The sequence below is a fragment of the Enterococcus sp. 22-H-5-01 genome (assembly GCF_050310005.1).
GTDB classification, from domain to species: domain Bacteria; phylum Bacillota; class Bacilli; order Lactobacillales; family Enterococcaceae; genus Enterococcus_A; species Enterococcus_A hailinensis.
In genome coordinates this window covers 1,967,799-1,984,488 of the sequence record NZ_CP189993.1, presented here as the reverse complement: position 1 = coordinate 1,984,488, position 16,690 = coordinate 1,967,799, and the positions used below count along the sequence as shown (strand labels likewise).

The window sequence follows — 16,690 nt, the reverse complement described above, 5'->3', positions numbered from 1 at the left end:
GTTGTTTTTAGTTTAGCCAGCCAATTGACTGACCAGTTGTTGAAGTTGGAACACATTTTGATTGGTTAAAAAGGGGTCGATCACGACTGTCGGATATTCAGCGGGGATCTCTTCGACACTGCTGGAAGTAACTAAAGCATCATACTTTTCCAATTCTGAGCGTTTGATCGCTGCATGACTTAATTTTTTCTCGACATAATGGACTTCAAAATTGCCATAGATTTGATTTTCGATTTGACTGCCTAAAAAGAATTCTTCCGTTGGTGATAATTCTGAAAGCAATAATAATTTCAATGGCCGATCACAGCTGGCAAGCAGAGTCAGACTTTGAGGAACCATCGTGATCAATAGATAGACATAATTCCAGACAAAGTCCTCTTCTTGATAGATTTGCTGGCGTCTGACAAATTGCTCGACGATTTTTTTAACTTTGCGAACAGCTTGTTCATGGGTCTCTGCTAATTTTTCTAAGAAGATCCGCCGTTGAAGAAAGAGGATATCGATCAATTGGCCGTCAGGCGCGTAAAGCCGTTGTTCATTCAATAGAACCAGCGTCACTGCTTGTTTTTTTTCATTCCCTAAAGAAAAATTCAATAAGCGGTCAAAATTTTCTACCAATTCTAAATGATGATAATAACTTTCGATGTATTCGCCACCTTTTTTAAAGGCGCTATGCAGCTGTCCAATACTCGAAACAACGCTATCACTGTACACTAACCACAGACAGTCTTTGACTAAATCAGCCGATAACTTCAAGCGAAACACTTCCATCGCCATTCGTTTGAAAGCATCCAAGATCGGAACATCCGGCAGCATTAAGTGGCTGCCTAATTTTTCTTTAGGATAATAATGACCGTTTTTGATCCGCCATAAGCTGATAAACAAGGTATATCCTAAGCGTTTACGCGAAATAAATTGATCATCTAGTCGATTGACTTGAATAAATTGATTGACGAAATCGGTGATTGAGCGAATTTGAAATTCACGCAAATCATGATACAAAGAATCCAATCGATCCGATTTTTCAAGAAAATAACGATAATACATATGACGGATCACGCTTTCTTTCCCTTCTAATCGCAACGGCCGATAGTGGAGCGTGATTCCAGCTCCTGATAAAACGCTTTCTATTTTCTTTAAATTGCGTTGTGTCTTAGATGAACTCAAAAAGAGTTTTTTTGACAACTCATTGATGTTCTCACAACTTTCATACAATAGTTCCTCCAAAATTTGAAATTCTGGCGATTGCTGGATCGTTTCTGCATATAAACGATTGATACTGATATGCGATTTGACCCTTAACTGATACAATCCTTTGTATTTAAAAATTTGGAAAGCATCTTGCTGGCTATTGATCAGTTTGACATCCTTTAATAAAACAGACAATGAACATTCCAATTCTTCCAATAATTGATCGCTAGGCAATCCCGTGCGACAAGCATATAATAATTCCACTAAACGTAAATGACGTAATGTACTAACACTCAAGATCTCCCTAAAATTCATTTCATCCCCCTCATTCCCCTAAAATCGATCGTGACGCTTGTGTTCTTTTGTTAAATGGTACCTGATATTCGTTTGAACTGCTTTGGTAGCAAAACGAATAAATTTTGTTATTAAATCTATTTTAAAAACGTTAAAGAGTGCGTCCTTTAAAATAACCTAGTTATTTGAATCACTTTCTAAAATTAAAATAAATTTTTTTCTAAATTAATAGTTAAATTTTTTTTGTTTCGTTTGAATTATTGTTCAAAAATAGTATTTATTGCGATATTCGTTGGCTTCCTGCCTTTTTAGCAACCATCGACTATTCGAACGGCTGTAACCATCAAACGGATAGTTAATGACGATCTAAACGACCGATACATTTTGATTTTTTTGATTTCTTATATCAAATTAACTCATAATTAAGCATGATGACTGAATCGCTGGTTAGATTATTTTTAGACAATAAAAAAGCTTACAGCCTTTAACTTTGCCGTAAGCTTTTTTGTCATCTAATTATTTAGCTGTGCGAATATTGACGAATTTCACTTCGACATATTCTTCCACTCCGTACGTACCATTTTCACGACCGAAACCAGAATGTTTCACTCCGCCAAATGGCGTTGCTGAGTTAGAGATGTTAGTGTCATTCACACCGACCATCCCGTATTGTAATTTATTGCTGACATTATCGATCGTATGGATATTCGTCGCAAAGAAATAAGAAGCCAAACCAAATTCTGTATCATTCGCATCTTTGATAACTTGTTCTTCATCGTCAAACGTAATCAATGGAATCACGGGACCAAAGGTTTCTTTATAGAAGATATCCATTTCTTTTGTAACACCAGCTAAAATCGTTGGTTCAAAGAAGAAACCATCTGCATATTCGCCTTCATCCAATTTATGGCCCCCAGCTAAAATCTTAGCGCCTTTATCCGTAGCATCTTTGATTTGTTCAACTACCTTATCGACACCGTCTTGATTGATCAATGGTCCGACCGTTGTATCATCCAAACCATTGCCGACAGTTACCTCTTTGATCGCTTCTACCAACAAATCGGTCACTTGATCTTTAACATCCTTGTGGACAAAGATCCGATTTGGCGACGTACATACTTGGCCATTATTGATAAATCTCGTTTTGATCAACGTATCGACAGCCCGTTCGATATCGGCATCCGGGAAAATAATGTATGGCGCATGACCACCAAGTTCCATTGAAACATTTTTCAATGTTGGCGCCGCCTGTTCATTTAATTTTTGGCCGACTTCAGTCGAACCAGTAAAGGTAATTTTTTGTACATCTTCTGATTCAGATAAGATCGTACCGATGGTTGAAGAATCCCCCATCACGATATTGACTACCCCTTCAGGAAAACCTGCTTTGTCAAATAATTCCATCAAAGCTAATGCAGATAACGGGGTTTGTTTCGATGGTTTTAAGATCACGGTACAACCAGCTGCGATTGCTGGTGAAATTTTTCGAATGATCATATTCGACGGGAAGTTCCAAGGAGTGATCGCACCCACGACTCCGACCGCCTGTTTTCGAACTTGCCATTGATTAGTTGCCGGTGAAGGAACGATCTCGCCTAATAAACGTTGGCCTTCTGCCGCATTCCAACGCAAGTTTTCAACGTTGGTTTGGATTTCACCTTTAGCTTGTGTCAAAGGTTTTCCTTGTTCCATCGTCATAATAGTTGCTAAGCGTTCTGCGTCTTCTTCGACTAAATCCGCCATTTTATTCATTAATTTGGCCCGTTCAGCTGGTGCTTTACGTGACCATTCAGGAAATGCTTGGTTTGCTGCCTCAATCGCTGCCTTGATTTCTTTTTCTCCGCCCGCTTGGATCTTAGCCAATGTTTCGCCGGTCGCAGGGTTTGTTACAGGTACCGCGTCTTCTGAGCCGTTTTCCCATTTTCCATTGATATAGAGACGTGTTTCGACTGCTGGTAAAGCTTGATGTTTTCCCATGTGTCTAAATCCTCCTTAGTATCTGGTTCTGGTCAATCGTAGTTAAACATTTTCCTATTTCCTACACTATTCACCCTAACACGGAAAAAAACAAAGCTCAAAAAATCAGCTTGTCTTTCTTTTATTTGAGATCAATCCATCATTTTTAGTGAAGACGATCAATAACTAGCGTATACTTTTGATAATCGATTATTTGCTGATCTCAAAAAGCCATTACAAAGGAGCTATCGTTTTATGCGTCTTATACTCTCACTTGATTTAGCTAAACAATCAGAATCTGCTGAATTTTTGACTTTAGACACTCAATATATGCTGCAACATTTAACGAACGAGTCTGATTCCTTGGCACAGTTGCTCTACCGGTCTTTCAAAGATTCTTTGGACGATCAAGGTGAAACACTCGAAGAATGGCAAACAGAAGTCACTGCAACTATGAACAATAAATATGGCGAAATCATTACTGCTTTTTCATTTAATCTATACCACGAGGAATTATTGATCGGTACTTTGATCACTGCTAGCTTTCGAGAGGTTCCATTGATCCTTTACATAGCGATCCATCCCGATTACCAAGGGCAAGGTCTAGCAAAAATTTTATTGCACTGCTTGATAAAGCAAGCGCAACAAGTTCATAGCCACCAGCAACTTTTTTTAGTGGTAGCCGCAAATAATGTACCTGCGTATAAACTATACAAAAAAATAGGTTTCACTGAACGTGGAACGAACTGGGATGCTATTCTCTAATATTTTGATACCAAAAACTTAGGAGGGATTTCTTTGTTTACACTTTATGTTATCGTAGTCGCTTTGATCGGTATTGCGACCGGTTTTTATTGGAGCAAAAAAATGCGTTCAAAAAAATAATTTTATCCGTAAAAAAAACGAGTGAAAAGAATTTCTTTTCACTCGTTTTTACTTATTTTGCTTACACTTCGAATCTTACACGACGGTAGCGGATCATCGCTGTGGCCATCAAGCCAAGACCGATCACGATAAATGCTGCGATCCCCATACCACCAGTACCTGGTAATAAGCCACCTTTAGGCGTATTAACTACATCTAATTTTTGGTCATCCGCATAAGAACCTTTTGATACTGTGAACGAAATGTCGTTAGTTAATAATTGGAAACCATTTGGTGCTTTGATTTCTCGTAAGTAATATGTGCCATAGTCTAATCCAGTGACGCTAAAACGTCCGTCTTGATCGGAAATAAATTTCTTCGCATCTGCATACGTTTCGTTTGCACCGACTGCGATCCAGCTATTGGCATTGTTTTCTACTTTTAAGTAGTGGTCTACGCTGTTGATTTTTTTGATCACTACAAATTCAGCACCAGCTAATGCATCTTTGTCTTCATTATCTTCATGTTTGTAGAATTTTTTACCACCCGTGATGATTGGCGGTACCACAGGATCATTTTTCTTTTCTTCGTCTTTGCCGCCATCATGGTTGATCGTCACAGAGAATTCATTGTTGATATCTTTATCCACCGGTGTGCTTTCTGTGAAAGATACCGCGTAGAAAATCTCTACTTTTTTACCTGCAAAATCAGCTAAATAATTCGCTGTTGTCACTGCATTGGCACCGGTCAAGTTCATTGAGATATTAAAGCCTGCTAAACCTGAAAATGGTGCCGTCAGATTGGTATAAGTAGTTGTTGCATGACTTAAGAAAATGTTTTTATCGATCGCGACGCCATTAACGACGATTCGTTCGATTTCTTCAAATTTTACGCCTTCAGTATCTACCGCATCTTTTAAGTCTAATTTGCTGTAACGAGGATCACCATTGCTTAAAATATCACCGATTTGACTTGGCATAGTAAATGCCGCACGGTAATGGATTTTTGCTCCGACTTCAAAATCATAGCTGCCAGCTGGACGTGATGGTAATGGTTTACCCTCTTCATCGACTAGTTCCTTTTCAGGATTTTCAGCTTCAACTTTGTTTTTGGGATATAAATGGATATCCGTATTTTCTTTTCCATCATTTTTCAACGGTAACATCAAAATTAATTTGTATGAACCAATCTCTACACCTGGAGAAGCATGCTCTTCAAAGTAATAAACTTTATAGGTTCCGTCTGAATTTTTTGCTGGTAAATTATTAAATGTCGCTTTTCCGTCTGCATCTGTTGTTTGGTCTCCCGGAACTTGCGTGGCCGTTTGTTTGTCTAAAGTAAAGTTCTCCATGACTTGTTTGGTTTTTGCAGCATATTCAGCATCGGTCTCTTTGCCAGTCAAAACAGCATTCAATGCCGCATAGAAATCTTTTGAGATGTCCCACGCGGTAAAGGTGATACCTTCTAACCCTTCGTAGCGATCAAATTCAGTCATTTCTTTCCCCGTATTTTCTACGCTATTCGATGGGAATTCATCCATTTTTTTCTTGTGTAACGTTACATCCACTGTGTTTTTTGAAGCAGCTTGCGCGCTAGTCCCACTGCCTAGTACCCCTGCTAGTAGTGGAACCATGCACAACATCGTCGTAACTATCGCGACCCATTTTCTTTTGTTTTTCATTATTCTTTTCCCCCTTGTTTTTTGAACAAACCGATAAAACCGATCGCTAGTAGCGATCCCCCTAAAAGACAATAGTTTTGGATCAAAGTATTTGTTGCTGGAAGTACTTTATCTGGATATGTTTTTGTTCCTTGCCAACTATCACTTGGTATCGTGATCGGCGGTTCTGAACTATCTATTGTCGGTGGTTCTATTGGTGTTGGTGAGATTTCTCCATATTTGCAATAAATCACCCATTCGGATACTTCCTCTTTTGTTTCGATATCTATCTGCGGCAAATAGATGATGACAGGCAACATCTGGTAGTTTTTCGTTTCCCCAGAAGCAAGGATCAGATAGGCCGCATCTCGCTCGGCTTGATAACGTGGCAAATTAAGTGCGACTCGCCCTGCTTCATCCACCGGTATCGCTGTCTGATTCACTTTCTTCAATTGCTCATTTTGTACAAATGATGCCAATTTTTCTTTTGTAGGATACTTATTTAAGATGTATTCTTTATCGGTTTTTTCATCGCTCGCTCGTTTGACTCGCCACTCAGTCAAGTCATAAATATCTAAGACGAGCGCTTCCGTTCCTTCATAACGTGAACCATCTATTTTCTGTGTATTTACCTGTACTTCCACTTTACCTTCCTCTGCAAAAGCAGTAACCCCCATGTTACAAATTCCCAGAATTAGTCCCAAGAGAAGAATCATTTTTTTCATTACGATCCCCTCCTTCTGTTACAACACTGATCTCGACCAACGAGTGAGCCGCCAATCAACATAAAACACTCCACAAACACGATGTAAGATCTTCCTGTGTTGTCTAACTTCCACTCGATCCTTTGAATGAGTGATTTTGATTCTTTTAAAACGATCCTCCTTTCTTTATTTTTTAGCTATTCACTGCTCACTTCCTTTCTTTTCGATCATCTTTAAATTAAGGCGACACACATCAGTGCTAGTCTGATTTTTTTCGTAAGTAATCGCAAAGTGACCGCAAAAAATCAGCTAGCTATTAAGAGTAAGTTCTATAGATTTACTCTGCAAAAAAGCCTGCAAATCACTTACCCTTGTTCTTTATAGCAATATAATAGCCGATATTATTTGCGGCTGCTTTTTGTATCTTTTTATAAAAAATAGTTATTAAAAACACTATTTTTGTTTATTATCCAATCTTTGATATAACAATTGACGTTATCGAATCCAATTACTTAAAAACGGATAAAGATTAATAAAGTTTGAATAGACCCAAAAAAATTTATCTTTTGAATTATTCATTATCCAAAAAAAATAAAGAAGACAGCTTAGACTGTCTTCTTTATTTAAAGCGCTATCATTTTAAACAAAAAATAATTTTCACGCTCTTTTATTGTTTAGCGATCTGATAGATCACTAATTAATTGTTGTAATTGACCGATATTTTGTCCTGTTAGATAAGGATCGATGATCACAGTCGGATAGTCGTAAGGGACTTCTTCTACACTGCTAGAGGTGATCAATGCATCATATTTGTCTAATTCTCGTTGCGTGACCCGCGCATCCCGTGAGCGTTCTTCGATGAAATGAACATTGAAATTACCATAGATTCGTTCTTCGATTTGCTCAGCTAAAAAAACTTCTTCGGTTGGAGAAAGCTCAGATAATAGAAGGATCTTCAGCTTTTGGTCTGCGCTCGCCAATAAATTTAGGCTTTGGGGCACCATCGTGATCAATAAATACGCATAATTCCAAACAAAATCATTTTCTTGATAAATGCGATAGCGTTTTACAAAGCTTTCCGAGATCCGCAAAACTTTTTTGACCGCTTGATAATGTGTCTCCATCATTTTTTCTAAGAAAATACTACGTTGCCGATAAAGAATGTCGATGTAGCGGCCTTTAGTCGTATACATCCGCTGATCATTCACCAAAACGATCGCCAGCTCACGTTCTTCGTCTTCATTCAATGAATAATTGATCAAACGATTAAATTCTCCCACTAGTTCAACATGCTTTTGAAACAAATCGCGATAACTTCGACTTTGTTTCATCGCTGATTTCCATTGATCTTCACTGAATACTAGCATATCCGCATAAGAAAGCCACAAGCAATCTTTGATTTGCTCAGTAGTTAAACGCAACCGAAACACTTCTAAGGCCATTCGTCCAAAAGCATCTAATATCTCTTCATCTGGTAAACTCAACGGACTGATCAGCTCTTCTACTGGATACAGACGACTATTTCTGATTCGCCACAAACTAATGTAGATATTGTAACTAAGACGCTTTCTAAAGATATGCCGATTCTCTAGATGATTTACCTGGATAAACTGATCTACAAGGTCAGTGATCGTTTTTATTTGATGCTCTTTCAAATCAGCAAACAATGACTCCAATCGATCCGATTTTTCCAAAAAGTAGCGATAATAAAAATGTCGTACGACGCTTTCTTTCCCCTCGATCCGCAATGGTCGATAATCTAATTTGATACCGACTTTTTTCAGTGCTAATTCGATTTTTTTTAAATAGCGTTGCGTATTCGATGCACTCAAATACAACTTATCTGCTAGGTCGCTGATACTTGAACATTTTTCATACAATAGTTCTTCAATGATTTGAAATTCTGGCGAATGTTGCAAAACATCCGCATACAAGCGATTGATACTTACGTGTGGTTTCACTTGTATTTGATACAGCCCTTTGAATTTTTCAATATGGAAATCATCCTGATCGTCATTGATCAGTTTGACATCCTTTAATAAGATCGGTAAAGAACACTCCAATTCCTCAAGCAGTTGATCACTTGGTAAGCCGACTTTACTCGCGTACTATAATTCGACAAAACGCAACCTTCTCAAACTGCTCGTTCCCAAGACTTCTCTAAAGTTCATCTCCTCGTCCCCTTTTTATACTCTCCTCGATGTATCTTTTTATACTATGTAAAACAAGTTCTTAATATATACTCATTTTTTCTCCTACCAACATAGTAATTCGATAAAATAGCTTACTTCGCTAGATCTTCCGTTAGGCCTTCACGCTCCTCTTTGACAAAATAATTTGTGGCAAGAATAAGATCTTATTTGGCGACTATTCCTTTTCCCTATCCGACTGATTCCGCTTTCAACTATCTCTATGATAACCAAACTTATTTTTTATGTATTTTTAGTTATTTTCAATTTCACAGTTATAATATACTCTTATAAATCAATTAAATAAGTATCTATTCTGTTTATATATCGTTATTTAATCCTTTTAATTAATTCGGTATAAATTTTACAAATAGTCAAAGTATCTGGATTTATTAAAAAAAAAGATTCACTAATAGCAAAAAAGACGATAACTTTTTTGTTATCGTCTTACGTTTACTAGCTATGTTCTTTTTATTCTAGGAACCACATAAAAAAGTGAGAGTACTACTCCACTAATACTTAAAAGCAGAGCACTAAAAGCAAATACTGATTTTCCTTTTCCGCCGGTCTGAGGAAGCATCGCAGCATATTTTTCATTTAGCAAGCGAAAAACACCGGCATATTTCCCTTCAGTCAGCAGTGTGAATTGGGGCGGAGCTTTGCCATCGCTACCTGCGATTCCGATGAAGCTATCCTGATTGATCACTCCACCTGCTTGTAAGGTAAAGCGCCATTGTCCACTGGGTTTGATATATCCATTAGGCGCTTTGGTTTCCACCAATTGAAAGTACATTCCTTCTTTAGCCGAAACAAAAAATTCAACTACTCCTTCTGCTTGACTCGTCTGTTTGCCTAAATGTTTCCAATGTTCCGATTCATCCGTTACGAGTTCTTGTTCTGCTGGTTTTTCTTCACCCACCCAGGCATACAGATCAAACTCTGCTCCTTGCAAACCATTGCCATCTTTCGCTTATTTGACGAAACGGAAATTATAGCCGACATACCGCCACTTGCCAACAAAGGTAACATCTTCTCCTTCAATCGTCTTTTGTGCTTTGTCCCAACCAGTAAATTCCCACCGTTGTCCATCCTTCGTATCAACAAATTGCGGAATCGTTGAATCGGCAGTGAATACATGTTGATCCGCATAACCACCCGTGGTTCCTGGTTTTAATTGAGTGATTTCTTCTGGCAATACTTGTTTCGGATCGGTTTCATTTTCAAAAATATGATGGACCAAATATCTTTTCAATTCTGGCTGTTCTGAAGACGTGATACTTTCATCTTCTGCTCCCATCGCAAGATTCGTAGGCAAAGTTCCTGACGCAGACAATTCAGTTCCTGCTTTTAATTTTACTTTTATTTTTAGGGTGTGGATGACCCCTGCTTCACACCCTGTCAGATCCCAAGTGATACTTTTACCATCGATTGTTGTCGTTTTTTTTCCATCTATATCAGTAGATGCTTGAATATCTTCGACGTTGCCTGTAAATTCAAATTCCTCGCTTAAGATATCTTTGATTTTAAGATCCAGCGCTGGAGCAGGTTCTACTAAGTCATCCAATACTTGTTCCATGATTTTTGCCATTGCAGCACTGTCTTCGGCCAAATATTCGGTTTGCTCATCATAAGAAATAGCTTTTAGACTATTCCCAAGTCCCCCTTTAGATACATAGATCCCGATTGGGTATACGCGAACACCTAAATCACGCAAAACTTTCGCTTGAGCAATTCCTTCTCCATTTTCACTAGGATAGCCGTCGCTTAGAAAAATCACTACTGGGATGCGATCAGGATCTTGATTGGCTTTGATGATATCGATTGCCCATTGCAGTCCACCACCGTAATTCGTAGCTCCGCCCAACATATTAGGTTTCGTCAGCAGTGTCTGGGCGATCTCCTTTGTATCTTTAGTAAAATCAGTTTTATAGATCGGTTGATTCGCATAAGAAAAAGCGACTAACGACATTCGATTATCGTATCCGGGCTGAGGTGTCTCCAGTAATAATTTGGCTGCCCCATTGATGATATCATTCAAATAAAGCGAACGATGGAACTTATATTTTTCGCCATTGAAGGCACTAACAGCTTCTGCCCAATATTGCATCGAGTCACTGAAATCTTGCACGACTACCACATCCAGCTTTGCTTTTTGATTCAATTTTTTACCATAATCAATGCGAATCTCTGCGGTTGTTCGATCCTCGTCTAACCATTTAGCTGCTTTATGCAAGACATGCTCTTCGTTTGAACTATCCACTTGGCTTTCGTAATCTTTTGCTTCTTCTGAAAGCTCTGGGATCGTACTTTGAAGCGTTGGTAAGTCTCCAGTCAATTCTAAGACCGGGTTATGTTTTAATTCTGAAAATCTCTGCTGGTTACTATCAAGTAGAAAGGCATGATTCCCTAAAATACGCAAACTATCAGGAAGCCTAACTGGTTTTCCCCCTAATCCATTTGCTGATTTGAAAGCAGAATTACAGATTTCATTCAATGTAGAATTTTCACCGAAAATTAAGCCGGTGATACCTGTATTTTGAAAAGCCCAGTCCCAAATGATACGCAACTTGGTACAATTAGAAAAATCCAAAGTCCCAGTCAAAGAAGTTCGATCCTTGAAAGCACTCGCTCCGATCACTTCAAGATTTGAACCTTGGGCAAATTCAATCCCTGTAAGTCGTTTATTAGCTTCACTTGTATTCTCTTTTGTAAAAGCATTGTCCTCGATTTTGATGACGGCATAAGCTTCATTATTATAAGTCACTGCATTAGGGATCCGTGTTACACCAGAAAAATCAGCTCTAGGTTCATACAACTCAGCGGTTTTGTCTGAATAGAACTTAAACCAAAATTTATCTGTTTGAGCGGTATGGATGTGTTCTCGAGCTCTACTATTGCTATTTTCTATTTTTTTTTGCTCACTGCCTTCGATCACTTCCGGATAGATTTCAGATAGCTCAGTAGGCTTTTTTATTTCCGCCGCCTGTACTGGAACAGTATGATCCACAGAAAAAAAAGCTGCAAAAGCTGTGCTTACTGTTTGAATGGTGAGTACTATCACCATTAAACCAAGCCAAGATTTAAAATAATTGTGTCGCCTTCTTTCTTTATTCATGTTTTCACCCTTATTTTCGTATTCTATATCTTTAAATTCAGTATAATATAGGGCTACTTTGATTAATTGTTCATTTTTTTTAAGCTTTATTCGTAAAAAGCTTAAATAATCTAAGATAAAATACATGTCTATAAATTAAAATAGAGTTATTCGTAAGAATAATACTTATAAAAATAACTAATTCTGCTAGTATAAGTCGTTTAGCTTTTGCTAATTTTTTCTCTTTAAAAAAATGAATACAAAAAAATAGTCTGTTGATAGTGCATCAAACAGACCATTTTTATCTTAATGAATATTCTTTTTTACTACATTAAAAGTGTAAACACCTGACAATCCCAACCCGATCAAACTGCAAATAACTGTCAGTAAGGTAATACTGGCTTTACCTTTACCACCTGTTTCCGGCATAGTAGGTTGTCTTGTCTCATTCTTTAGGCTCAAATAGCCCGCATATTCTCCAGTAGTCAGCTCTTTGAATTCTGGCGGCAGCCGACCGTCATCCCCAGCAATCCCGATCAGTTGATTATCTTTGATCAAACCTGTTTCAGCTAAAGTAAAACGCCATTGTCCGCTAGGTTTTAGATAACTATTTGGCGTCTTCGTTTCAACCAATTGAAAATAGGTTCCTGCCGCAGCCGAGACAAAGAGATCAACACGCCCGTCTGCTTGACTGACTTGTGTTTCTAATTGCTGCCATTTTCCAGCAGTGATGCTTTCTGTCGTGACGAGCTCTTTATTACTAGGTATCCCAGCGCCTTTCCAGGCATAAAGACTAAATTCAACATCTTTTAATCCTTTTTCGTGATCATCAAGTTTGATAAAACTAAAATGATAGCCTGCATATTTCCATTTACCAACAAAAGTCACATCGGCCCCAGCTATTTTTTTCGTTGTTTCGTCCCAGCCGACAAATTCCCACCGTTGGCCATCCTTGGTATTGACTGTTGTCGGAAAGTTGTTGTCAGCATTTACGACTGTCTGATCAGCATAACCTCCTTTAGAATCAGGTTTCAAATCCATGATTTCTTCTGGTAGCGGGGTTCCTGGATAAGTCGCATTCTCAAACTGATGATGCGCCAAGTAACGTTCTAGTGCTGGCTGATCTGTCGAGGTGATCCGACCATCTTCAGTATCCAACTCATCATTTGTCGGCAACACACCTGAAGCAGTTAATTCTGTCCCTGCTTTTAATTTCACTTTGATTTTCAATGTATGAGTAACACCTTTATCACATCCATTCAAATCCCAAGTAATGGTTTTTCCATTTACAGTCGCAGTCTTTTTACTTGGTGTATCTGTCGAGGCTACGATATCGTCAATCTCTCCAGTAAACTCAAATTCTTCGCTTAAGACGTCTTTGATTTTCACATCCAGTGTATCGATTGAATTGACCACGTCATCTAAGACTTGTTCCATGATTTTAACGAATGATTCGCTATTTTCTGCCAAATACTGTGTTTTGCCATCATAAGAGATATTTTTTAAATTTTCTCCCAGTGCATTGTTCTCAACATAGATACCGATTGGATAAACTTTTACGCCTAGGTTTCTTAGTTCCTCAGCAGCTTTTAAACCATAAAAATCTTCGCCATCGCCGAATGGCTGACCATCACTTAAAAAAATAACTACAGGGATTCGATCAGGATCTTGATTGGCTTTGATGATGTCAATAGCGCCTCGTAATCCTCCAGAATAATTGGTTGCACCGTTGTTCATGTTTGGTATACTGATCAATTGATTGGTAATATCTTGCACTTTTTTCGTAAAATCAGTGGCATAGATAGGCGTCGGATCATGTGAAAAAGCGACTAATGAAACACGATTGTCATAACCAGCTTTGGGTGTATCCAACAATAATTTAGCCGCTCCATTCACGATATCATCTAAATAGAAAGAACGATGATAGGAATATTTTTCGCCGCCTACTGTACTATAGGCGGTAGCTGGTAATTGCATCGAATCGCTATGGTCTTGTACGAATACTACATCTAAATTAGCTTTTTTTTCTGCCTTCTCTCCATAATCGATGCGAATTTCTGCAGTTGTCCGTTTTTCATCCAACCATTTGGCTGACTTATGCAAAATATATGGATCTTTAGAGCTGTCTACCCAACTTTCATAGTTTTTTGCATCATTTGATAACACCGGATTGCTGTTTTGAAGAGTTGGTAATTCTCCGGTCAATTCAAGCACAGTATTATGAGTCAAGGCTGAAAATGTTTCCGGCGCACTATTTGTCAAAAATGCTCGGTGTCCCACATGACGTAAACTAGCTGGCAAATGGACTTCTGTATTCAATAAAGAGTAGCATTCTTGAAACGAATACGAGCAGATATCTCTTAAAATCGATTTTTCACCAAAAATCAGACGCTCTATTTTCGTATTTCTAAAAGCGTAGTCCCAAATGATCAATAATTTTGTACAGTTGGAAAAATCTAAGCTCCCAGTTAGATTTTCACAATTTTGAAACGCTCGTGCGCCAATCACTTCCAAGTTGGAACCAGGACTAAAACGCAGTCCGGTAATTTTTTTGTTAGCTTTGTCATTTGCTTCATTTCCAAAAGCATTGTCTTCGATTTTAACGACTGGATAGCTCGTACCATTATGCGTTACCGTATTCGGAATCTGTGCAATGCCCGAGAAACGATCTAGTGCGTTGATCAATATAGCCGTTTGATCGGAATACAAATTGTATTCAAAATCGCCAACTTGGATGCTTGTTAATAACGTACCCGCTCTAGCAAGACTGTTTTTTGTCGTAGTCGGTTCTTTTTCTGACTCAACGATATCTGTTTTAATTTTTTTTTGACTATTAATGTTCTCGACTGCCTGGACTTGATTTGTTCCATTGATAAGCTCTACCAATGAAAAACTAAGCAATTGAAAGACAATCATTGATACCATCACGAACAGACAATAGCTAAAAAGTCGCGTTCCCCTTCTTTCCTTATTCATTCGTTTCACCCTCAATTTATTATTCTTAACGTCAGTATAAGGGATAACGTTTTTATTATTTGTTCATTTTTTTTATGCTTTTCACGGAAAGAATCGGCAAAAATAGAAGAATTGAATGAGTAACTTTATAATTATATTAGTTATATACGTTAAATATTTTATCCACCTTTTGTGTCCCTAAAAAAATTATTTGCTAATTATTTATTTTTTTCTTTTTTATTAATCTTGTCCAAAAATAAACTGCTTTTTGGTACAAAATTTATTCCCATAAAAAGAAAAAACAGCCTTTGCTCTATGAGCAAAGGCTGTTTTTTTAGGCAGTCGTTAAATCTTCGCCATTTGTTGCAATGACTTTTTTGTACCAATCAAATGATTTTTTCTTGCTGCGTTTCAAGGTTCCATTTCCTTGATTGTCTCGATCGACATAAATAAATCCGTAACGTTTCTTCATTTCACCTGTCCCTGCAGAAACTAAATCGATACAGCCCCAAGTCGTATAGCCTAAAAGATCTACACCATCTAGATCAACGGCATCGCGCATCGCTTGGACGTGTTGCGCTAAATAGTCGATGCGATAATCATCGGCGACATAGCCATTTTCATCCGGTGTATCTACTGCACCTAAACCATTTTCAACAATAAATAATGGTTTTTGATAACGATCATATAGATCATTCATCGTAATACGTAAGCCTAGTGGATCGATTTGCCAACCCCATTCACTTGATTCTAAGTATGGATTTTTGACTGAAGCAAAAATATTTCCAGCTGTTTGCTCAAGTAATTCAGGATCCGTTGTTGCTACCCGAGAAGAATAGTAAGAGAAAGAAATAAAATCAACGGTATGAGCTTTCAATAACTCTTTATCGCCTTCTTCCATTTTCACTTCGATCCCTTTACGTTCCATTTCCTTCAATGCATATGCTGGGTATTCACCACGCGATTGAACATCGATAAAGAAGTAGTTTTCACGTTCATCTTGACGTCCCGCCCACACATCTTCAGGTTTTGGTGTATAAGGATAGTACGAACCCGCGGCTAACATACAACCGACTTGATTTTCAGGATCTACTTCATGCGCAATTTTTGTTGCGATCGCTGAAGCAACTAACTCATGATGAGCCGCTTGATATTTGACCTGTTCGACATTATCGTCTTCTTCAAAGTAAAGACCCGCTCCCATGAATGGTGCATGTAAAATCATATTGATTTCATTGAAGGTCAACCAGTATTTCACCAACCCTTTATAGCGATTAAAGATCACACGGCATAGGTTTTCATAAAAACCAACTAATTCACGGCTGCGCCATGCGCCATATTTTTCTACTAGATGCATTGGGCAATCAAAATGAGTGATCGTCACTAACGGTTCGATACCATATTTTTTGCATTCTTCAAAAATGTCTTCGTAGAATTTCAACCCGGCTTCATTCGGTTCTTTTTCATCGCCATTTGGGAAAATACGGCTCCAAGCTAACGATAAACGATACGTTTTAAACCCCATTTCAGCAAACAGTGCGATGTCTTCTTTCCAGTGATGGTACATATCGATCGCTTCTTTTGCTGGATAAAAATGTTCTTCGTCAAAATCAAACATTTTCTTTTGTCCAGTGATTACTGGAAAACGATCTTCTCCGATCGGCACAACATCTACATTGGCTAAACCGCGTCCGTCTTCATTATATCCACCTTCACATTGATTAGCGGCAGTGGCGCCGCCCCATAAAAAGTCTTTTCTAAATCCCATGATTTCCCTGCTCTC

Annotated in this window: 10 protein-coding genes; 1 reads left to right on the top strand and 9 read right to left on the bottom strand. The window is 38.2% G+C overall.

All coding sequences use genetic code 11. From position 1 onward, the window contains the following. Positions 1 to 12 precede the first annotated feature (12 nt). Positions 13 to 1,506, bottom strand: a complete 1,494-nt coding sequence (locus ACQKTA_RS10095; RefSeq protein ID WP_427813623.1) for a helix-turn-helix domain-containing protein — start codon at positions 1,504 to 1,506, stop codon at positions 13 to 15. A 495-nt stretch (positions 1,507 to 2,001) separates the two neighbouring features. Beyond that, positions 2,002 to 3,462 carry an NAD-dependent succinate-semialdehyde dehydrogenase gene (locus tag ACQKTA_RS10090; protein WP_427813622.1) on the bottom strand — a complete coding sequence of 487 codons (1,461 nt, stop codon included), beginning with the start codon at positions 3,460 to 3,462 and terminating at the stop codon, positions 2,002 to 2,004. A 234-nt stretch (positions 3,463 to 3,696) separates the two neighbouring features. Here ACQKTA_RS10090 and ACQKTA_RS10085 point away from each other — a divergent pair, with 234 nt between their 5' ends. Continuing rightward, positions 3,697 to 4,206 (top strand): GNAT family N-acetyltransferase, encoded by a 510-nt coding sequence (locus tag ACQKTA_RS10085; protein ID WP_427813621.1) that lies wholly within the window; start codon positions 3,697 to 3,699, stop codon positions 4,204 to 4,206. Positions 4,207 to 4,387: 181 nt separating this feature from the next. Here the strand turns inward: ACQKTA_RS10085 and ACQKTA_RS10080 are convergent, their stop codons facing one another. The 7 genes from ACQKTA_RS10080 to ACQKTA_RS10050 form a co-directional block, all read right to left on the bottom strand. Further along, positions 4,388 to 5,986 (bottom strand): SpaH/EbpB family LPXTG-anchored major pilin, encoded by a 1,599-nt coding sequence (locus ACQKTA_RS10080; RefSeq protein WP_427813620.1) that lies wholly within the window; start codon positions 5,984 to 5,986, stop codon positions 4,388 to 4,390. Continuing rightward, on the bottom strand, positions 5,986 to 6,690 hold the full coding sequence (locus ACQKTA_RS10075; RefSeq protein ID WP_427813619.1) for a hypothetical protein: 705 nt from the start codon (positions 6,688 to 6,690) through the stop codon (positions 5,986 to 5,988). The genes ACQKTA_RS10080 and ACQKTA_RS10075 overlap by 1 nt, the downstream gene beginning before the upstream one ends. 653 nt (positions 6,691 to 7,343) lie before the next feature. Then, positions 7,344 to 8,732, bottom strand: coding sequence for a helix-turn-helix domain-containing protein (locus ACQKTA_RS10070; protein ID WP_427813618.1), 1,389 nt, complete (start codon positions 8,730 to 8,732; stop codon positions 7,344 to 7,346). Positions 8,733 to 9,318: 586 nt separating this feature from the next. Further along, positions 9,319 to 9,810 (bottom strand): SpaA isopeptide-forming pilin-related protein, encoded by a 492-nt coding sequence (locus ACQKTA_RS10065; protein WP_427813617.1) that lies wholly within the window; start codon positions 9,808 to 9,810, stop codon positions 9,319 to 9,321. An 18-nt stretch (positions 9,811 to 9,828) separates the two neighbouring features. Next, positions 9,829 to 11,922 (bottom strand): SHIRT domain-containing protein, encoded by a 2,094-nt coding sequence (locus ACQKTA_RS10060; RefSeq protein ID WP_427813616.1) that lies wholly within the window; start codon positions 11,920 to 11,922, stop codon positions 9,829 to 9,831. 336 nt (positions 11,923 to 12,258) lie between these two features. After that, complete coding sequence (locus ACQKTA_RS10055; RefSeq protein ID WP_427813615.1) at positions 12,259 to 14,877, bottom strand: SHIRT domain-containing protein; 2,619 nt, start codon at positions 14,875 to 14,877, stop codon at positions 12,259 to 12,261. A 364-nt stretch (positions 14,878 to 15,241) separates the two neighbouring features. Then, positions 15,242 to 16,675, bottom strand: a complete 1,434-nt coding sequence (locus ACQKTA_RS10050; protein ID WP_427813614.1) for a 6-phospho-beta-glucosidase — start codon at positions 16,673 to 16,675, stop codon at positions 15,242 to 15,244. Positions 16,676 to 16,690 lie beyond the last annotated feature (15 nt).